Here is a 17,794-nt window from a genome sequence, read left to right as displayed (position 1 = left end):
CGGACACGGCGGCGGTCCACGGCGAGGGGTCCGACGCCCGTCAGTACGCGAAGCGACCGATCGTCTCGGGGTGCAGCACCAGACGCACCTGGTCCTCGGCCAGGAGGCCCGCGAGGTCCTGCTGACGGACCGGGTCGGTGAGGTCCCAGTAGCGCGCGGCGAGCCGCGCCGCCAGGTCGTGCGCGCCGTCGGGCTCCACGGTGACCGGGCCGGCCACGGACACCCAGTGCTCCCGCTCGCCCACGGGTGCGGCGACGACGAGCGAGGCCCGGGGGTCACGGCGCAGGCGACGCACCTTGAGGGTGTCGGGGCCGGTGAAGAGCTGGACGGTGCCGTCGTCCGCGAGCTCGAACCACACGGGTCGCGGCTGCGCCGGGACGGGCCCGGCGGCGACGGTAAGGAACCCGTGCAGCGGACGACGCAGCAGCTCGACGTCGGCGGCGGTCAGGGACGTGTCGGCGCTCATGAGGTCTCCTCGGTGCGGGAACGGCTCACCTCAGGGCCAACGACGCTCCGACGCCCGTTCATCCCACGGCGCAGACCGCCCTCCGCGGTGCCGCCCGGCCACCGGCGTCCGTCAGGGCCGCGGCCGGTCGAGGTGCTCGGTGCTCGCGGGGCCGTCGACGGCGATCGGCCCGGGCGTCAGCGCCAGGGCCGACGCCTCGGCGAAGCTCCGGAGCGCGCGCGACAGGAAGGTCGCGGGCCGGACGCCGCAGACACGCAACGCGGCCCGGTGGTCCAGGGCGACCACCGTCGCGGCACCGACCGCGACGGGCCACCAGAGCACCCGGGCGACCGCGCGGGTCCACCACGTCGAGCCCGCGAAGCCCTCGTGCAGCCGGTGCACCTGGAAGCGCACGTGCTCGTCCTCGTCGGCCAGGATGCGCGTCGCGATCCGGGCCACCTGCGGGTCGGGGCAGCCGTCGCGCAGGGCGGCGAAGTAGTGCAGGGCCACGGCCTCGGCGACCAGGAACAGCGCGAGCTCCGTGCGCAGTCCCAGCGCCCGGCGCAGCGCGGTGAAGGCCGCGTCGGACCAGTGCGAGGTGAGCCGCGGCCAGGCGAGGTGGTCGAGCGCACGCCCGAACAGCGCCGAGTGCCGCTGCTCCTCGGCCACGAACAGCCGGAGCGCCGCGACGTAGGTCGGGTCGCCGGCGCTCTCGGCCTTGGCCAGGAGCCTGGCGCCGTCCCCCGACTCGCCGAGCTCGAAGCGCTGCAGCGACCGCCCGATGGCCGCACGGGCGTCGCCGGTCAGCGGGGTGGGCTCGGACCAGTCGATCCCGGACTCGAGGCGCGCCTGGCGTGCGGGGTTGCGCCGGTAGTAGGTGAGCCACGCGTCGAACGACATGCGGCGACGGTACGGCCTGCGTGACGGCCTGCGTCAGCGGGCGTCGCGTCCCGGGACGGCGGGGTTCAGCGACCACCGCAGGGCGTCGGGGAGCAGGACGCCACCGTGGTTGGGGCTGTGCCCGCCGTCCCCGAGCACCAGACGCAGGTCGTAGCCGGCCTCGGCCAGTGCGGCAGCGACCCGCAGGTTCTCGGCCAGCCAGTTCCTCCTCGGTGCGTCCCAGTTGAGGTCCCGGTGCCCGGCCTGCAGGAAGACGCGCAGCGGCTTGCGGTCGGTGCGCGCGACCAGCTCCGGGTACGGGTTGCCGCCGGGCATCTGGGCGAAGCTCGACAGGTAGGCCACGACGCGGCGGAAGCGGTCGGGGCGCAGCCACGCAGCGGTGAAGGCGGCGTTGCCGCCGCTGCTGCCGCCGCAGATCCCCCACTGCTCCGGGTCGTCCGTGAGCCGGTACCGCTCGGCGACCAGCGGGATGACCTCGTCGAGCAGGAAGGTGACGTAGCGGTCGTCGAACGCGTCGTACTCGACGTTGCGGTGCTTCGGCTGGTCGGCGCCGACGAGCAGGCCCGGTTCCACGAAGACCCCGATCGTGAACGGGATGTCCCCGGCGTGGACGAGGTTGTCCAGGACGATCCCGCCGCGCACCTGCCCGTCGGGGTCGAGGTACCACCAGCCGTCGTTGACCACCATCAGGGCCGCAGGCGGGGCGTCCGCCGCGTGCGTGGGGACGTGGATCCAGACCCTGCGCGACGTCCCGGGGTAGACCGCGCTCGTGTCCACCGTCAGCTCGACGGTCGTGCCCTGCGGCACGTCGGCCCGGCGCTGGGAGTCGGGGCCGTGCGCGTACGTGACGGACGTGAGGTCGAGCGGCAGCGGGCGGTACGGCACGGCATCGGGCACGCTCAGGACCCTAGCCGCGTCAGGAGCACGGCCCCGGACCGCCCCTACCCGCCGGCGGTCACCCGGACGTGGGCGCGCTCGCCCTGGCGACCGACCAGGCTCAGGTACTCGACGGGCCCCGCACCGGTGGCACCGAACCAGTGGGGCGTCCGGGTGTCGAACTCCGCCGCCTCACCGGCCCGCAGCCGCAGGTCCTGGTCACCGAGGACGAGCCGCAGCGTCCCGTTGAGGACGTAGGCCCAGTCGTACCCCTCGTGGGAACGCAGCTCCGGGACCGCCGCGTCACTCCCGATGGGCAGCACGAACTTGTACGCCTGGATGCCGCCCGGGCGGCGGGTGAGCGGGATGATCACCGACCCGTCGCTGCACGCCATCGGCCGCAGGTCGACCCGCGGGTTCGCGGTGCGCGGTGCGTCGACGAGGGAGTCGAGCGTGACGCCGTGGTACCGGGCGAGCGGCAGGAGCTGCTCGAGCGTCGGGCGACGCAGCCCGGCCTCCAGGCGCGAGAGGGTGCTCACGGAGATGCCCGTCTCGGCGGCGAGCGTGGTCAGGGTGACGTCGCGACGCAGTCGCAGGTCCTTGAGGCGCAGCCCCACGGCGTCGAGGGTCGGTTCGAGGTCGTCCACCCGGCCACTTTGCCAATTGGCAAGAATCTTTGCCAGCACGCGCGGCTCGCTCGACCCTGGGAGCCATGACCACACCCTCCCAGCCGCGCGTGGCGCACCCGACCGCACCGGTGATCGACGACCCCCGGCGGCGCCGGTCCGTCCTCCTGGCCGCCTGCCTTGCCCTCATGGCCGTCGTCGCGTCCGTCTCCGGGCTCAACGTCGCCCAGCCCCAGCTGGCCACGACGTTCGACGCCTCCCAGGGCCAGGTGCTCTGGATCATCAACACCTACACCCTGACCCTGGCAGCCCTGCTGCTGCCCCTGGGCGCCGCCGGCGACCGTCGGGGACGCCGGCGCGTCCTGCTCGTCGGTCTCGCGGTGTTCGCCGTCGCCAACCTCGCCGCCGCCACCGCGGCCACCGCGGAGGTCATGCTCGGCGCCCGGCTGCTCAGCGGGGTCGGTGCGGCAATGATCATGCCCGTCACCCTGTCCGTGATCACGTCGTCCTTCCCGGACGCCGAGCGCTCCCGGGCGATCGGCACCTGGACCGCCGTCGCCGGCGGTGGCGGCATCCTCGGGATGTACCTCTCGGCGCTGCTGGTCGACGTCGCGACCTGGCGGTGGCTGTTCGCCCTTCCGGTCGTGCTCACGCTGGCCGCGGCACTCGTCGCCGTCCGCGCGGTCCCGGAGTCTCGGGACCCCGCGCCGGGCCGGTTCGACGTGCTCGGCACCCTGACGTCCGTCGTCGCCGCCGTGGGGTTCACCGTGGCGCTGCACGAGGCGCCGACGCTCGGCTGGGGCGACCCGCTGATCGTCCTCACCCTGGTGGCGGCGGTGACCGCCGCCGCGGGGTTCGTCGTGCAGGAGCTGCGCGCACCGTCGCCCCTGCTGGACGTGCGGGCGTTCCGCGACCGGCGCCTGTCCTCGGGCTCGACCCTGCTGCTCGTGCTGTTCGGGGTGCAGGGCGGGGTCTCCCTCGTCCTCTACCCCTACTTCCAGGTGCTGCTCGGCTGGAGCGGGCTGCGGGCGACGCTGGGCCTGATGCCCATGGCGCTGCTGATGATGCTCGCCTCGGGGCTCGCCCCCCGGATCGCGGCCCGCATCGGGGTGCGGGCGACCATGGTCACCGGCCTGACGGTCGCCGCCGCCGGGCTCGCGCTGATGGCCGCGTCCGTCTCGCCCACCAGCGGCTACCTCGGTGTGCTGCCCGGCCTGATGGCCATGGGTCTCGGTGCCGGCCTGGCGATGACCCCCTCCACCGAGGCCATCACCTCGTCCCTGCCGCGGGAGCAGCAGGGCGTGGCCTCGGCCCTCAACGACCTCACCCGCGAGCTCGGCTCCGCCCTCGGCATCGCCCTGCTGGGCGGCCTGCTCGTCGCCGGCTACCGGGGCGCGATCGGCGAACGACTCCACGGGGTCCCGGACGCGCTCGCCGCGACCGCCGGCGAGGGCATCGCCCGCGCCGACGCCGCGAGCCGGTCCGCCGGCGACCACGCCGAGCAGGTCCTCACCGCGGCCCGGGAGGCCTTCGTCATCGGCTGGCAGCAGTCGATGTGGGTCGGCGCGGCCGTCCTGGTCGCCCTGGTGGTGGTGGTCGTCGTGCGTGGCCCCGGGACCGGGTCCCGGGCCTGACACGGGCGCGGACCTCCCCCCGGGGCGAGCCCTCCTCAGCCGAGCACGCGGACGGCGACGACCTCGCACTGCACCGGGTACGACTCCGCGCAGGCCTCCCCGACCCACACCTCGACCTGGTCACCGTCGCCGGGCGCGTCCGTCGGGCGACCGTCCGTGTCGACGACGACCGCGTCCGCGAGCCGCAGCGCCATGCCCTCGTAGGAGGCGTCGGACGCGGCCGAGAGCGTCGGGTCGCCCCCGTCCACGGCTGCGGCCACGGTGCCCGTGACGTCGGGGCCCGCCCCGGCGGTGCGGGCGAGGCGCAGCCGGCGAGCGCGGCGACCGCGACGAGCAGGGCGACCAGGGAGGTCCGCGCGCTCGTGCGGTCCGCACGGCGCGCGACGCCGACGGACGTCATCGCGCGCGCAGGGCCAGCAGGAACTGCCCGCCACCCGGCTCGACCTGCGTCGTGACGGCCAGGTCGGGGGCGAACCGCGACAGCCGGTCGACCAGCCACTCGGCGGCCTGGTCGGCGTCGTCGCGGCTCGGGCAGCGCGCGACGACCTCACGGCCGCCCTTGCGCCGCAGCCGCTCCACGGTCTCCGCGATCGGCGCCGGGTCGACGACGAACAGGTCCGGCGACCAGGCCACGACCGGCTTGACCGCACCCTTGCGGGTGTTGCAGGCGCGGTGCGCGAGCCGCTCGGTGCCGCCCGCACCCTTCTTGCCCTTGGCGACGACGCCCCCGTCGACACTCGGCCCGAGGTCGGAGTTCACCGACGCGTGCGGGTCCACCGGCTCGTCGCACAGCCAGCAGCGCCAGCCGTCCCGGTCACCGACGTCGCTGAGGTTGCCCATGCGCGCACGGTAGCGCCTCGCCGCACGCCGACCAGCCGGACCGTCGGCGCCGGCAGCGCCACCGCACCGTCGACGTCCGACGTCGGCGTCTGCTGCGAGAGACCTGACAAGGTTGACCTCGTGGATGCCGCACCGCACCCCTGCCCCGCCCCGCCCGTTCCCGGCCAGGTCCCCCCGCGCGAGCGCACGGTCAGCGTCGTGACCCACCCCGAGGCGACCCACCACGTCGACGGCCTGGTCGGCGGGCAGTTCGACTCGACGCTGACCCCGCGCGGGGAACGGCAGGCGGCGGCGCTCGCCAGGGCTCTCCGGGACCGCATCGAGACGTCCGCCCGGGTCGCCGTCGTCGCGTCGGACCTGCAGCGCACGCGCCTGACCGCCGCGAGCATCGGCGCTGCGCTGGGCGTCGAACCGACCCTCGACCCGCGACTGCGGGAGAAGTCCTACGGCGAGGCCGGCGGACGGCCGCAGGCGTGGCTCGACGCCCGCTTCGTGCCGCCACCGGCGGTCGGTGACCGTCTCCGTCACCACGACGGCGCGCCGGGGACCGAGACCCGGCTCGACGTGGCCGTCCGCGTCTACGACGCGATGACGGACCTGCTCGCCCGCGACGTCGACGAGCTGGTGGTCGTGACCCACGGGTTCACCGCCGGCCTGGTCGTGGCCGCGTGGATCGGCATGCCGATCGAGGCAGCCGGTCACGTCGCCTTCCCGGTGCCGTCGGGCAGCATCACGACGCTGCGCGAGGACGGGTTCTTCCACAACCGCGCCGTGGTCGCCGTGGGGGACGTCGCCCACCTGCGGTGACGCCGCGACGGCGGACGGCCCGGTGCCGACCCCGCGGCTCAGGAGCCGGGGGCGCCGGACGCCGCCCGGCGCGCGTCGGCGGCCGCGAGTCCGGCACGCACCCGCTCCCGCGACGCCGGGTCCCACGGCCCGGACGTCGCCAGCGGGATCTCGGTCATGAACCGGCGCTCTGTCTCGGGGATCAGCGCGGCGACGCGGTCCGGGTCCGACTCCGCGGTCGCGTACAGATCCGGGCCGTCGGCGTAGAACAGGTCGAGGACGACGAGCCGACCGTCCGCCGCACGCATGACGTTGGCCGGGTTGTGGTCCAGCGGACCGCACCACGGCAGCTCGCGTCGCGCCTGCTCGTGCAGGTCACGCACGATCGCCGCGAGCTCCGCGAGCTCCCGGGACGGTGCGGCCAGGGCGTGCTGGAGCGCGAGGGCCTCGCCGTCCGGGACGGGTGCGAGCCACTCGAGCACCTGGAGGTCGCCGCCGCCCGTCAGGCGCCGGTGCGCCAGCAGCTCGGGCACCTGGCGGGTGTGCGCGGCCCGCACGTACAGGGCTGCCGTGAACGGGCCGGTGGGGTCGAACGGGCTGATCCGCGCCGCCGTCGTCCCGTCGGGCGACCGCAGGGCCACGGCCCAGTCACCAGCGCCGCACGGCGTCCAACCGTCCTCCCGGAGCACCCGCTCGACGTGCCGGTGGTCCGCGGGCGCGGACAGCAGGCCGCGCGCGTCCAGGTACCGGGTCACCTGCTGCCGCGCCACGACGCGAGCGTAGGCGCGATCGGGTCGTGGTGCCCGCCTCTCCCGCGGTCGCGCCGACCCGATCCGGAGAGCCGCCGTGGTGGGATGACCCCGTGACGTGGTGGCGCAGGATCTTCGGTGGCGCGGCAGCGACGTCGTCGACCAGGGGGTCGGCACGCTCAGGGAGCTCGCGCAGGACCAGGTCGGGTCGGAGTCCTGGGACTTCTGGTGGGACTGACGCACCGACCACGACCGCACCCCACCCAGGAGGGCCTCCGCTGATGCTTCCGTCCCTCGTCCCGCCGCGTCACGTCACGATCGACGACGCGGCGTCGTTCGTCGGCACCACCCCGCAGGCGATCCGTCGCCACCACGCGACCGGCCTGCTCCCCGAGCCCGAGCCGGGCGGTGACGACCGCCGGTACGGCCACGACGAGGTGGTCCGGCTGCTGTGGATCCGCCGGATGGCCGATGCCGGGATCTCCGCGGACCGCATCGGTGCCGCCCTGGCCGACCCGACTCCGGCCGGCACCGGCAGCCGGGGGCGTCTGCTCTCCGACGTCGTCGCCGACCGGCTCGAGAGCCTCCCCGAGGGTGCGCTGCGTCAGGCGGACCTGGACGTCCTGCTGGTCACCGAGCACATCTTCGGCCCGCTCGGCGCGGCCATCCAGGCCGGCCGGTTCATCGCCCTGGCCGCCCACCCGGAGCTGCGGGCCGAGTCCGACCGCCTCGATGCGGCCGAGGAGGCACTCGACGACACGGTCGCCGTCGACGACCCCCGCGTGGCCCGGGTCGCAGCCGACCGGCACGCCTTCGAGCTGAGGCTGGCGGCCGCGATCGAGGACTCCGGCCAGGGGCAGCGCGACGACGCGCTCATCGACTCCTGGGAGGCCGAGCACACCGCGACCGCTGACGACGGGCGGAACCTCGCCGCACCGGCCGCCTGCAGCGTCGACGGGTCCACGGGCGTGCTCGAGGCCGTGGCGATGATGCCCTACGACTTCTCCCCCGCCCGCCTGCGCTGCATGGAGCTCACCCACGAGCTCGCCGTCGCCGACGCGCCGCCCGCCCCCTAGCACCCTCGCCGGTGCCCTCACCGGACGAAGACCGCGTCCCGCAGGACCGCGAGAGGCCACCGTCCTGAGCTCGGCGCGCGGGACCGGGGTGCTCGCGATCCGCGACGGTCACGCAGCGTGGACGGGGGTCGCGCGGCGCGGCGTCCCGGGTCCAGGCTGGCCGCATGAGAGAGCGCGCGTTCGCCCAGGTCGACGTCTTCACCGCGACCCCCTACCGCGGGAACCCGGTCGCGGTCGTGCTGGACGGGACCGACCTCGCCGACGACGAGATGGCGGCGTTCGCCCGGTGGACCAACCTCTCGGAGACGACGTTCGTCCTGCCGCCGACCGACCCGGCGACCGCCGACTACCGGCTGCGGATCTTCACGCCCGGTGGCGAGCTGCCGTTCGCGGGGCACCCGACCCTCGGCAGCGCACACGCGTGGCTCGCCGCCGGTGGACGCCCGCGTGACGAGGGGACCGTCGTGCAGGAGTGCGGCATCGGGCTCGTGCGCCTGCGGCGCGACGCCGGGCGGCTCGCGTTCGCGGCACCGCCGCTGCGCCGGTCCGGCCCGGTCGCGCCCGAGGTCCGCGCGCGGGTCGTGGCGAACCTGCGGCTGCCCGACACGGCGGTCGTGGCGTGCGAGTGGATCGACAACGGCCCGCCGTGGATCGGCGTCGTGCTCGCCGACGCCCACGAGGTCCTCACGATCCGGCCCGACCCGGCGGCCGTGGGCGACCTGTTCGTCGGCGTCGTCGGGCCGTGGGGCTCCGGGCACGACGCCGACGTCGAGGTCCGGGGGTTCATCTTCGGCGAGTGGTTCGCCGAGGACCCGGTGACCGGCAGCCTCAACGCCGGCCTCGCCCGCTGGCTCGTCGGCAACGGCACGCTGCCGACGCGCTACGTCGCCGCGCAGGGGACGGCGCTGCAGCGCCGGGGTCGCGTGCACGTCGAGCAGCTCGGCGACGACCTGTGGATCGGCGGTGACACGACGACCTGCATCGAGGGGTCGGTGCTGCTGTGAGCGCGACCCGGGACCGGTCGGCGCCCGCACCTGGCACGGGTCCCGGCGCCGTCCCTACAGTGGGCAGCGCGCCGGTTTCGTCCCAAACTCCTCCCGGTGCACTCCCGGCGTCGGTGGGGGCCCGCGCCGGGGAGGCGGACGCCCCCGCGAAGGGGTAGACCGATGCGCCCGAGCCTCACGACCACCCTCGCCGCCGTCGTCGCACTCACGCTCGCGACGGCCGCGCCGGCCGCCGCGCACGGGCCGGGACACGGGCCGGGGCGCGGACCCGACCTCCCGACGACGTACCTGCTGGACCCCGTCGGCCCCGCCGCGGACGACGTGTACCCCGAGGGCGTCGCGGCTCGCGGCACGGACTTCTACGTCAGCAGCACCACCGACGGGACGATCTACCGCGGGAACCTCCGCCACCCCACGGCCACGCCGTTCCTGGCCGGCGGGCAGGACGGGCGCACGATGGCGGTCGGGCTCGAGGTGGACGGTCGCACGCTGCTCGTCGCCGGCGGCGCCACCGGGCGCGTGTGGGCGTACGACCTGCGGACCCGCGAGCTGACGGGGTCGTGGCAGGTCGCGCAGGACGGCACGCCGACGTTCGTCAACGACCTCACCGTCGGCCCCCGCGGCGACGTATACGTGACGGACTCGTCGCGCCCGGTGCTCTACCGCATCGACGGACGTGAGCGCCGGACCACGACCACCGCGCTGCTGGAGCCGGTCGTGTCGTTCGAGGGCACGGACTTCACGTACGACCAGGACATCAACGCCAACGGCCTGGTCGTCTCACGCGACGGGCGGCACGCCGTGGTCGCCAAGACGCGCACGGGCGAGCTGTTCCGCGTCGGGCTGGCCGACGGCAGCGTGCAGCGGATCGACCTGGGCGGGGCCTCGGTCGCCGGTGACGGCCTGCTGCTCGACGGCCACCGGCTGCTCGCGGCCGAGTGGACGGCCGGCCCGCAGTCGGTCGTCGTCGTGCGCCTCGACCGGGACCTGCGGTCCGGGACCGTCCTGTCGCGGACCACCGACCCGTCGTTCGACGACCCGACGACGATCGCCCGAGCCGGCGGCAGCCTGCTGGTGGTGAACAGCCAGTTCGCGACCCGGGCCGCCGGGGGCACCCCGGGGCCCTTCACGGTGTCGCGCATCCCGGTGCCCTGACGCCGCCCTGGGGGCCTCAGGGCGCCGGTGCGATGACGAGCTCGGCGATCAGGTCGCCGTCGAGGACGACGCGGTAGGCCAGGTCGACGACGCCACCGGGGAAGTCGCCCTCGAGGCGGTGCGTGGCCACCCAGTGCGTGGCGTCGACGCGCTCGGCGGCGACGAGCTCGGTCGTGTACGTGAACTCGGCCCCGGCCCGCGAGAGGAACCGGCGGATCCCCTCCGTGCCGCGGTAGGTGCTGCCGTCGTCCACGACGACGGCGTCCGGGGTGAACAGCCGCAGGGCCGCGTCGGTGTCGCGGGCGGCGTGCGCGGCGAGGTAGGTGCGGATCGTGGCGGGCAGGTCGCTGGTCTCGACGTGGGTGCTCATGGCGCCAGGCTGCGGCGTCCCGCGCCGGGAGGGTCAAGCGCTGGACCCTCCCCCGGGGGGAGGGTGGACGATGGCCGCGTGCTGACGATCGGGGAGTTCTCGCGCCTGACCCACCTCAGCGTCCGCACCCTGCGGCGGTACCACGACGCGGGGCTGCTGGAGCCCGCGTCCGTCGACGACGTCACGGGCTACCGCTCCTACAGCACCGACCAGATCCCGGTGGCCCAGGTGGTGCACCGGCTGCGCGAGCTCGACGTCCCGCTGGCCGAGGTGCGGACGATCCTGCGCACCGACGACCCGGACACCCGCGCCCGCCTGGTCGCGGACCATCTGCGACGGCTCGAGTCCGAGCTGGCCCGCACGCGTGCCGCCGTCGTCTCGCTGCGCCGGCTGCTGGAGCCCGACCCCGCGCCCGTGGACGTGGAGCTGCGCGCCGTGCCCGCCGTGACGGTCGCGGCCGTCGCGGCGGACGTGTCGCACGACGACGTCCTGGCCTGGTACGCCGGCGCGATGGCCGAGCTCGACGCCGCGGTGCCCGTGCCCAGCGGTCCGCCGGGCGGGCTGTACGACGACGCGCTGTTCCAGCACGGCCGCGGGCACGCGCTGGTGTACCGGCCGACGGACCGCCCGGCGACGGTGGGCCGGGTGCACCCGGTGACGCTGCCCGCCGTCGAGCTGGCCGTCACGACGCACACCGGGGAGCACGACGACATCGACGTGACCTACGGCCGGCTCGGCTCCTGGGTCGTGGCGAACACGCTGGCCGTGGCCGGGCCCGTGCGCGAGACGTACCTGGTCGGCCCGCGCGACACCCCCGACCCGTCGGCGTGGCGCACGGAGATCGGGTGGCCCGTGTTCCGCGTCGCCGTGCCCTGACCGACGCGCACCCGTGTGTGCAGCTGGGGACGGCCGGCGTCCCCAGCTGCACACAGCGCGCGTGACGGACCCGTCAGGCGTCGACCTCCCACGCCCAGCTGCGGACCTCACCAGCCGCGGGGACCACCGTGTGCGGCGCCTCCGTGCGCGCCGAGCCCCACACGTCGTCGCCCACGTCGGCCGCACCGCGCTGCTCCGGCAGCGCCGGATCGGCGGGGTGCGTGGCCCGCCGTGCCCTGTCCTGCTCCCGCATGATCGTCCCTCCCTGGTAGCCGGCCTCCACCGGCGGCCCGTCGCGGCGGGCGAGGCGCGAGCCCCCTCCGACCCGTCCCCGCCCACCGCGAGGGCCACCGCTCGGCGTCGCCGCGGCCCGGCCGCGCACGACGCCGTGGATCGACCCCGTCACCGACGACGGGTCGACCGCAGCCCGCCGCGCACGTCCGCCGCGAGGCGGTCCGCTGCGTCGACGGGCGGGGTGGGGTCAGCCGGGGCGGGCGCCGGGGCGCGCCGCCAGCCCGGCCGGCACGACGACGTCACCCGACGCGGTGGGGCCGCGCGCGACGAGCACGGCGGAGCGGGCCGCACCGGGAGGTACGGCCACCTCGGGCTGCTGGACCGAGGACGTGGTGGACGTGCCGCCCGCGGCGGACGGCGACGGCGCGGACGGCCCCGGCGCGGCGGGCGGGCCCGGCGGCGGAGCCGCGAGGACCGGCCCACCGGGGGGAGCGGCCGGCGCGACGGGCGCCGGCACCGCCGCACGGTCGGGGCGGTCGGCACGCACGGGCGCGCCGCCGGGGTGCTGCTCGGGCGGCGGGGCGGCGAGGACCGGCCCCTCCGGTGGAGCGGTGGTCGGACCGGCGCTTGGACCGGTGGTCGAGGCGCCGGGTGCGGGGTCGGTCCCGGGCGCCGTCGGTGCGGCCGGTGCCGCGACCGGCCCGCCCGGCGCCGGGCGGACCGCCGGCACGAGGTCGTCGACGACGGGCGCGAGGCCGGCACCGACGACGGGGCCGAGCGGCGTGACCACCGGCGCGAGCGGTGTCGTCACCGGGGCGACCAGCTCCCCGACGGGAGTCAGCGCAGGGGCGAGCGCGTCGACCACGGGGGCCGTCACCGGGTCGAGCGCACCGAGGACGGGCGTCGTGACGGGGGCCAGCGCGCCGGCCACGGGCTCGACCAGCGGTGCCACGAGGTCGGCCGCGGGCACGGTCACGGGAGCGGTGAGGGCACCGACGGTCTCGACGACGGGGGCCGCGACGCCGCCGACCACGCCGTCGACGACCCCGCCGACCACGCCGTCCAGCACGCCTGCTACCCCGCCGGCCACCCCGCCGAGGAGGTCTACCGGCGGCGGCTCGGCGGCTTGGGCGGGAGCGGCGAGCACGGCGGTGGCCGCCCAGAGGCCGGCGCCGGTGGCGGCGGTGAGGAGGGCTCGTCGCCAGGCGTTGCGGCGTCCCACGCGGCCTCCCCTCCCGGGTCGCACCGGGCGACGTCGGCGTCGTCCGGACCCGCGCCCTCCGGCGTCAGGTGCGGTCGAGTGTTCCCGAGGTCGCGCGCCACCGCACCCGTTGCCCCGCCCCCACGCCCGCGTCGGCGTGCAGCCCGCAACGGAACCCCGCAGGTCACCCCTTGACAGCAATTCCTGTCAAAGGGACTCTGGAGGGGTGCAGCAGATCGAGGTCATCGAGGACGCGGACGCCGCGGCCGCCGCGCTGGACCCTGTCCGCGCCCGGCTGCTCGCCGAGCTGGCCGTGCCGGCGTCCGCCGCCGGGCTCGCGGCGCGCGTCGGCCTCACCCGCCAGAAGGTCAACTACCACCTCCGCGCGCTCGAGGCGCACGGCCTGGTGGGACTCACCGAGGAACGTCGCCACGGCGGCCTCACCGAGCGCCTGCTCCAGGCGTCGGCCGCCTCCTACGTCGTGTCCCCCGCGGCCGTGAGCCCGTCGGCGGCCGACCCCGGCGCCACCGCCGACCGCCTCTCCGCCCGGTACCTCGTCGCGCTCGCCGGTCGGCTCGTGCGCGAGGTCGGCACGCTGGCCCGCCGCGCGAGCACGTCCGGCGGGCGGGTGTCGACGCTGGCGATCGACACCCGCATCGGCTTCCGGTCGGCCGCCGACCGGGCCGCGTTCGCCGACGACCTCACCGCCGCGGTGCTCGACCTGGCCGCCCGCTACCACCACGACGACGGGCGCCCGCACCGGCTCGTCGTCGCCGCCCACCCCGTCCCGGAGGAGAGCTCATGAGCACCGCGCCCCACGTCCCGTACCGCCTGGAGTTCAGCGTCGAGGTCCCGGGCACACCCGAGCAGGTGTGGCACGCCGTGGCGACCGCCCCGGGCCTCACCGCGTGGTTCCTGCCGACCGAGCTCGAGGAGCGCGAGGGCGGCCGGCTGCACTTCAGCATGGGCGAGGACATGGGCTCGGACGGGCACGTCACCGCCTGGGAACCGCCGCACCGCCTCGTCTACGAGGAGGACTGGGCCGCCCTCATGGGCAAGGACCCGGACGAGCTGAGCCCCATGACGTCGGAGTTCGTCGTCGAGGCGCGCTCCGGCGGCACGTGCGTCGTCCACGTCACCACCAGCGGGTTCGGCACGGGCGCCGACTGGGAGCAGGAGTGGTGGGACGACATGGGCACCAGCTGGAAGCCGTCGTTCGACGTGCTGCGCGAGTACCTCGCGCGCTTCCCCGGTCAGCAGGCGACGCTGCTGGAGGCCGACGCGTCCCACCCCGGCGACGCCGCGGCCGTCTGGTCGGCGCTGCGCGAGGCGCTCGGGCTGGGCGAGGAGGGCTCCGCCGTCGACGTGCGCGGGCACACCGGGACGGTGGTGCGCCTCGCCGAGCGGCAGGCGGTCGTCCGGCTCACGGCGCCCGTGCCCGGGGTGCTCAGCGCGTCGGTGCACGACGGCGGCCAGGGCGGCGCCGGCGCGTACCTGCGGGCGCACCTCTTCTCCCCCGACGCGGCCGCGTACGTGCAGCGCGAGGAGCCGGCGTGGCGTGCCTGGCTGGCGGACCTGCCCGTGGTCACGCGGTGAGCCCGGAGTCCTCCAGGACCGCGCGGATCGTCGCGCGCGCGTGGTCCGCCAGCGGCACGTACCGGGTCCGGTAGTACGGCAGCTGCAGCAGCGCCTGCCGCAGCGCCCAGCCGCGCCCCCGTGACCACGTGGCGTCGTCGTCACCGAGCACGGCGCGGAGCACGGCGCGCGACGGCGCGTCGAGCAGGTTCCACGCCGGACCGAGGTCGCCCGCGGGGTCGCCGCGCCCGGCACCGCCCCAGTCCAGCAGCCCCACCAGCCGGCCGTCGCGCACGACCAGGTTGCCCGGCGCGAGGTCCCCGTGCAGCCAGACGCCCACCCCGTCCCACGGGTCGGCCGCGCACGCGGCCTCCCAGGCGCGGAGCACCCGGTCGACCGGGACCTCGTCGCCGACGGCCCGCGCGTCGGCGGCGACCGCGTCGGTGAGGTCGGCGAGCGGGTGCGCGCGCCGCTCGTTGACCCGGCCGGGCAGGTCGAGCGCGCGCAGGCGCCGCACGACGTGCGCGAGGTCCGCCGCGAGCACCGGGGTGGGTCGCGTCGGCGTCGCGCCGGGGACCCACCGGACGACGGACCACCGCCACGGGTAGCCGTGACCCGGTTCGCCCGCCGCCACCGGGACCGGGGCCTCGACCCCCACCGCCGCGGCGAGGCGCTCGGTCGACGCCCGCTCGCGCTCGACCGCCTCCTGCGCCCACGCGATCCGGGGCAGCCGCACGGCGAGGTCGTCGCCCAGCCGGAACAGCGCGTGGTCGGTGCCGCGGTGCGGCAGGGCGCGCAGGGGCAGGTCGCGCCAGCGCGGGTGCTGCTCGTCGACGAGGGCGCGGACCTGGTCGACGGTGATCGTCAGCTCGTCGTCGTGCACCGTCCCGACGGTAGGCGCGGGCTCCCGCGTGGGCGAGGACATTGCCCAGGTGCCCCGGCCGCCCGGCGCCGCCGGGCCCCGCGCCTCGTGACCGACTCACCCGACGGCGTCGTCGGGTCCCGTCGTCACGTCGGCCGCGGGGTCGTCGTAGTCGTCGTCGTCCGCGGGGTCGTGGCGCGGGCCGGGGCGGGCCGGGGCCGGGGCGTCGTCACCCGGCTCGACGTCGGGCTCGTCGGGGTCCGCCACGACGACCACGAGCGCGACGTCGTCCCCCAGCTCGACCCCCTCCGCGCGGCGCGCCGCCGTCTTGACGGGGACGCGGAAGCCGCCGTCCTTGGGGAAGATCGACGTGGTGAACGTGGTCGACCCCAGGGTCACGGTCGCGGGGATGCAGCCCCAGCCGTACGTCACCCGCGCGGCGACGGCACGCAGCCGCTCCGTCTCCGGGCCCGGGAGCACGACGAAGTGGAACGGCGCCGGACCGCGCCACCAGATCACCTCACCGCTGAACCGCAGCTCCACACGGCGAGCATGCCAGCGGCCTCCGACACCGGGCGACGGCGGCGGGCGTCACCCGGCGTCCACCGCAGCCTGCTCACCCGCCGACGTCGACGATCCCGTTCTGGTACGCCCACACCACCGCCTGCAGCCGCGACTTCACGCCGAGCTTCGGCATCACCCGGGCCAGGTGGGACTTCACCGTCGACACCTCGAGGTACAGCTCGCGCGCGATGTCCTCGTTGGACATGCCCTGCGCCAGCAGCAGGAGGATGTCCAGCTCGCGCGGCGTGAGCAGCTCGCTGGCGCGCGCCGCGGTCACCGGCTGCGTGCGGCGGCGCGTGACGACCTCCCGCAGCACGCGCCGGGTCAGCGCGTTGGCGAGCATGCCGTGCCCGGCCGCCACCGAGCGGACGGCCTCGACGAGGGTCGCGGGCTCCGCGTCCTTGAGCAGGAACCCCGAGGCGCCGGCCTCGAGCGCCCCGAACAGGTACTCGTCGACGTCGAACGTCGTGAGCACCAGCACGGGGACCGGGTCCTCGACGTCGGGCCCGCACAGCTGGCGCGTCGCGGTGATGCCGTCCGTGCCGGGCATGCGGATGTCCATGCAGACCACGTCGGGCCGCAGCTCGCGGGCCAGCGCCACGGCGGTCGCGCCGTCGGCGGCCTGGCCGACGACCTCGATGCCCGGCTCGGTCGCCAGCATGGTCGACAGCCCCATCCGGACGAGCGGCTGGTCGTCCGCGACGACCACCCGCACGACGGCCTCGCTCATCGGTCCTGCCCCTCGCTCGTCGTCGGCCCGTCCCCCGGCCCCGGCGTGACGGACGCGGGGACCGACAGGCTGACCTGCCACCCGCCCTCGAGCGTCGTGCCGTACCGCAGCGTGGCGCCGGTCAGCTCCGCGCGCTCGTGCATGCCGACCAGACCGTAGCCGGGGTCGTCGTGCGCGGGTGCCGCCCCGGCGCCGGGCGGGCCGTTGCGGACCACCACCTCGACGCACCCCGGAGTGGTCGCGTCCAGCCGGACCACGCACCGCGCGCCGGGCGCGTGCCGGGCGGCGTTGGCCAGCGCCTCCTGCACGACGCGGTAGGCGGCGAGCTGCGCCAGCGGCCCGACCGCACCCGACGCCGCGAGCTCCGTCACGGGGCCGGTCGTCTCCAGCGTCACCGGGAGCCCCGACGCCTGCGCGCGCGCCACGAGGTCCCCGATCCCCACCAGCGTCTCCATCCGCACCGGACCACCGGTCTCGGCAGGCGCGTCGACGTCCCGCAGCAGGACGACGAGGTGGCGCAGGTCCCGCAGCATCGCGGTGCTCTGCTCGCGCACCTGCGCGACCGCGACCTTGGCGCCCTCGGGGTCGACGTCGATCTGCCGGCCGATGGCCCCGGTCATCACGGCGATGCCCGACAGGTGGTGGGCGGCGATGTCGTGCAGCTCGCGGGCCATGGCCGTGCGCTCGCGCTCCACCGCGACCTGCACCAGGGCGTCGCGCTCCCGGCCCTGCGCCTCGGCGGTGCGGGCGAGCGCCTCCAGCGCGTCACGTCGTGACCCGACGACGCTCGCCAGCGCGAACGCCGGCCCGACGGCCGCCACGCCCTGCATCAGCCCGGCGACGACCGCGACCGGCACCGCGTTGCCACCGCGCAGCGTGGCCGCTGTCACGCCGAGGGCCACCAGCGTGCCCGCTCCCAGGAGGGTCGGCAGCAGCGGCCGCGACGGCCGCGCGAGGACCGCCCGGTACGTCGCGACCATCACCGCGAGCAGGCCCACGCCGATCACGTCGCCCAGGACCAGCAGCGCGGGCAGCGCGGCGGCGACCGTCAGCAGGGCGCGGCGCGGGTGCGCGCCCCACCGCGCGAGCACGGCCGCCTGCAGGGCGAGAACCCCCACCGACCACCACCACGCGGCGTCGCCCAGCGCGGGGACGCCGTTCGCGGTCTCGGGGGCGGCGCCGCTCACGACGACGGTCCCCGTGAGCAGCCCGACCGACAGCACCCAGCACGCCGCCGGCACGACGTCCGTCGGCCGGCGGCGGTGCTGAGCAGGTCGCTCGGTCATCGTCG

General features: G+C 76.4%; 23 protein-coding genes. 9 read left to right on the top strand and 14 right to left on the bottom strand.

The features are described from left to right. Positions 1 to 40: 40 nt before the first annotated feature. The 4 genes from Cph01nite_RS05025 to Cph01nite_RS05010 form a co-directional block, all read right to left on the bottom strand. Positions 41 to 466 (bottom strand): pyridoxamine 5'-phosphate oxidase family protein, encoded by a 426-nt coding sequence (locus tag Cph01nite_RS05025; RefSeq protein ID WP_203671727.1) that lies wholly within the window; start codon positions 464 to 466, stop codon positions 41 to 43. A gap of 111 nt (positions 467 to 577) precedes the next feature. After that, entirely contained in the window at positions 578 to 1,345 is a 768-nt protein-coding gene (locus tag Cph01nite_RS05020) for a ferritin-like domain-containing protein (RefSeq protein ID WP_203671725.1), read from the bottom strand. 33 nt (positions 1,346 to 1,378) lie between these two features. After that, positions 1,379 to 2,242, bottom strand: a complete 864-nt coding sequence (locus Cph01nite_RS05015; RefSeq protein WP_239069038.1) for an alpha/beta hydrolase — start codon at positions 2,240 to 2,242, stop codon at positions 1,379 to 1,381. Positions 2,243 to 2,286: 44 nt separating this feature from the next. After that, complete coding sequence (locus Cph01nite_RS05010) at positions 2,287 to 2,868, bottom strand: helix-turn-helix domain-containing protein (protein ID WP_203671723.1); 582 nt, start codon at positions 2,866 to 2,868, stop codon at positions 2,287 to 2,289. A gap of 65 nt (positions 2,869 to 2,933) precedes the next feature. Between Cph01nite_RS05010 and Cph01nite_RS05005 the strand changes: the two genes are divergently transcribed. After that, positions 2,934 to 4,481 carry an MFS transporter gene (locus tag Cph01nite_RS05005; RefSeq protein ID WP_203671721.1) on the top strand — a complete coding sequence of 516 codons (1,548 nt, stop codon included), beginning with the start codon at positions 2,934 to 2,936 and terminating at the stop codon, positions 4,479 to 4,481. A gap of 35 nt (positions 4,482 to 4,516) precedes the next feature. Here Cph01nite_RS05005 and Cph01nite_RS05000 read toward each other — a convergent pair whose 3' ends face one another. Both Cph01nite_RS05000 and Cph01nite_RS04995 read right to left on the bottom strand, forming a co-directional pair. Further along, positions 4,517 to 4,741, bottom strand: coding sequence for a hypothetical protein (locus tag Cph01nite_RS05000; RefSeq protein ID WP_203671711.1), 225 nt, complete (start codon positions 4,739 to 4,741; stop codon positions 4,517 to 4,519). Positions 4,742 to 4,877: 136 nt separating this feature from the next. Next, positions 4,878 to 5,321 carry a hypothetical protein gene (locus Cph01nite_RS04995; RefSeq protein ID WP_203671710.1) on the bottom strand — a complete coding sequence of 148 codons (444 nt, stop codon included), beginning with the start codon at positions 5,319 to 5,321 and terminating at the stop codon, positions 4,878 to 4,880. A 198-nt stretch (positions 5,322 to 5,519) separates the two neighbouring features. Between Cph01nite_RS04995 and Cph01nite_RS04990 the strand changes: the two genes are divergently transcribed. Then, positions 5,520 to 6,128, top strand: coding sequence for a histidine phosphatase family protein (locus Cph01nite_RS04990; RefSeq protein ID WP_239069037.1), 609 nt, complete (start codon positions 5,520 to 5,522; stop codon positions 6,126 to 6,128). Between the two features lie 38 nt (positions 6,129 to 6,166). Here the strand turns inward: Cph01nite_RS04990 and Cph01nite_RS04985 are convergent, their stop codons facing one another. Beyond that, positions 6,167 to 6,877, bottom strand: coding sequence for a hypothetical protein (locus Cph01nite_RS04985; RefSeq protein WP_203671706.1), 711 nt, complete (start codon positions 6,875 to 6,877; stop codon positions 6,167 to 6,169). A 100-nt stretch (positions 6,878 to 6,977) separates the two neighbouring features. Between Cph01nite_RS04985 and Cph01nite_RS04980 the strand changes: the two genes are divergently transcribed. From Cph01nite_RS04980 to Cph01nite_RS04965, 4 genes are all read left to right on the top strand, one after another. Then, the gene (locus tag Cph01nite_RS04980; protein WP_239069036.1) at positions 6,978 to 7,094 is read left to right on the top strand and encodes a DUF4253 domain-containing protein; all 117 of its coding nucleotides are present in this window, start codon (positions 6,978 to 6,980) and stop codon (positions 7,092 to 7,094) included. A gap of 43 nt (positions 7,095 to 7,137) precedes the next feature. Further along, positions 7,138 to 7,932 carry a MerR family transcriptional regulator gene (locus Cph01nite_RS04975; protein WP_203671702.1) on the top strand — a complete coding sequence of 265 codons (795 nt, stop codon included), beginning with the start codon at positions 7,138 to 7,140 and terminating at the stop codon, positions 7,930 to 7,932. A gap of 164 nt (positions 7,933 to 8,096) precedes the next feature. Beyond that, positions 8,097 to 8,936: a PhzF family phenazine biosynthesis protein gene (locus Cph01nite_RS04970; RefSeq protein ID WP_203671700.1), complete on the top strand. Its 840-nt coding sequence runs from the start codon at positions 8,097 to 8,099 to the stop codon at positions 8,934 to 8,936. A 162-nt stretch (positions 8,937 to 9,098) separates the two neighbouring features. Then, positions 9,099 to 10,091 (top strand): SMP-30/gluconolactonase/LRE family protein, encoded by a 993-nt coding sequence (locus Cph01nite_RS04965; RefSeq protein ID WP_203671699.1) that lies wholly within the window; start codon positions 9,099 to 9,101, stop codon positions 10,089 to 10,091. A gap of 16 nt (positions 10,092 to 10,107) precedes the next feature. On the opposite strand, the gene Cph01nite_RS04960 is transcribed toward Cph01nite_RS04965, so the two are convergent. After that, positions 10,108 to 10,461, bottom strand: coding sequence for a nuclear transport factor 2 family protein (locus Cph01nite_RS04960; protein ID WP_203671697.1), 354 nt, complete (start codon positions 10,459 to 10,461; stop codon positions 10,108 to 10,110). A 78-nt stretch (positions 10,462 to 10,539) separates the two neighbouring features. Here Cph01nite_RS04960 and Cph01nite_RS04955 point away from each other — a divergent pair, with 78 nt between their 5' ends. Then, positions 10,540 to 11,337, top strand: coding sequence for a MerR family transcriptional regulator (locus Cph01nite_RS04955; RefSeq protein WP_203671695.1), 798 nt, complete (start codon positions 10,540 to 10,542; stop codon positions 11,335 to 11,337). A 73-nt stretch (positions 11,338 to 11,410) separates the two neighbouring features. Here Cph01nite_RS04955 and Cph01nite_RS04950 read toward each other — a convergent pair whose 3' ends face one another. Both Cph01nite_RS04950 and Cph01nite_RS04945 read right to left on the bottom strand, forming a co-directional pair. Next, positions 11,411 to 11,590, bottom strand: a complete 180-nt coding sequence (locus Cph01nite_RS04950; protein ID WP_203671693.1) for a hypothetical protein — start codon at positions 11,588 to 11,590, stop codon at positions 11,411 to 11,413. Between the two features lie 228 nt (positions 11,591 to 11,818). Further along, the gene (locus Cph01nite_RS04945; protein WP_203671692.1) at positions 11,819 to 12,793 is read right to left on the bottom strand and encodes a hypothetical protein; all 975 of its coding nucleotides are present in this window, start codon (positions 12,791 to 12,793) and stop codon (positions 11,819 to 11,821) included. Between the two features lie 205 nt (positions 12,794 to 12,998). Between Cph01nite_RS04945 and Cph01nite_RS04940 the strand changes: the two genes are divergently transcribed. Next, the gene (locus Cph01nite_RS04940) at positions 12,999 to 13,577 is read left to right on the top strand and encodes an ArsR/SmtB family transcription factor (protein WP_203671691.1); all 579 of its coding nucleotides are present in this window, start codon (positions 12,999 to 13,001) and stop codon (positions 13,575 to 13,577) included. Further along, complete coding sequence (locus tag Cph01nite_RS04935) at positions 13,574 to 14,368, top strand: SRPBCC domain-containing protein (protein ID WP_203671690.1); 795 nt, start codon at positions 13,574 to 13,576, stop codon at positions 14,366 to 14,368. Before Cph01nite_RS04940 ends, Cph01nite_RS04935 begins: the two co-directional genes overlap by 4 nt. Here the strand turns inward: Cph01nite_RS04935 and Cph01nite_RS04930 are convergent. The 4 genes from Cph01nite_RS04930 to Cph01nite_RS04915 form a co-directional block, all read right to left on the bottom strand. Then, positions 14,358 to 15,230, bottom strand: a complete 873-nt coding sequence (locus Cph01nite_RS04930; RefSeq protein WP_239069035.1) for an aminoglycoside phosphotransferase family protein — start codon at positions 15,228 to 15,230, stop codon at positions 14,358 to 14,360. The two genes, Cph01nite_RS04935 and Cph01nite_RS04930, sit on opposite strands and share 11 nt — an antisense overlap. A gap of 96 nt (positions 15,231 to 15,326) precedes the next feature. Then, positions 15,327 to 15,752, bottom strand: coding sequence for a DUF1905 domain-containing protein (locus Cph01nite_RS04925; RefSeq protein ID WP_203671688.1), 426 nt, complete (start codon positions 15,750 to 15,752; stop codon positions 15,327 to 15,329). Positions 15,753 to 15,825: 73 nt separating this feature from the next. Then, complete coding sequence (locus Cph01nite_RS04920; RefSeq protein ID WP_203671687.1) at positions 15,826 to 16,503, bottom strand: response regulator; 678 nt, start codon at positions 16,501 to 16,503, stop codon at positions 15,826 to 15,828. Then, the gene (locus Cph01nite_RS04915) at positions 16,500 to 17,789 is read right to left on the bottom strand and encodes a sensor histidine kinase (protein WP_203671686.1); all 1,290 of its coding nucleotides are present in this window, start codon (positions 17,787 to 17,789) and stop codon (positions 16,500 to 16,502) included. The genes Cph01nite_RS04920 and Cph01nite_RS04915 overlap by 4 nt, the downstream gene beginning before the upstream one ends. Positions 17,790 to 17,794: the final 5 nt, after the last annotated feature.

It is taken from the genome of Cellulomonas phragmiteti, from assembly GCF_016862775.1.
Lineage (GTDB): Bacteria > Actinomycetota > Actinomycetes > Actinomycetales > Cellulomonadaceae > Cellulomonas > Cellulomonas phragmiteti.
This window is presented reverse-complemented; position numbering and strand designations above follow the sequence as displayed.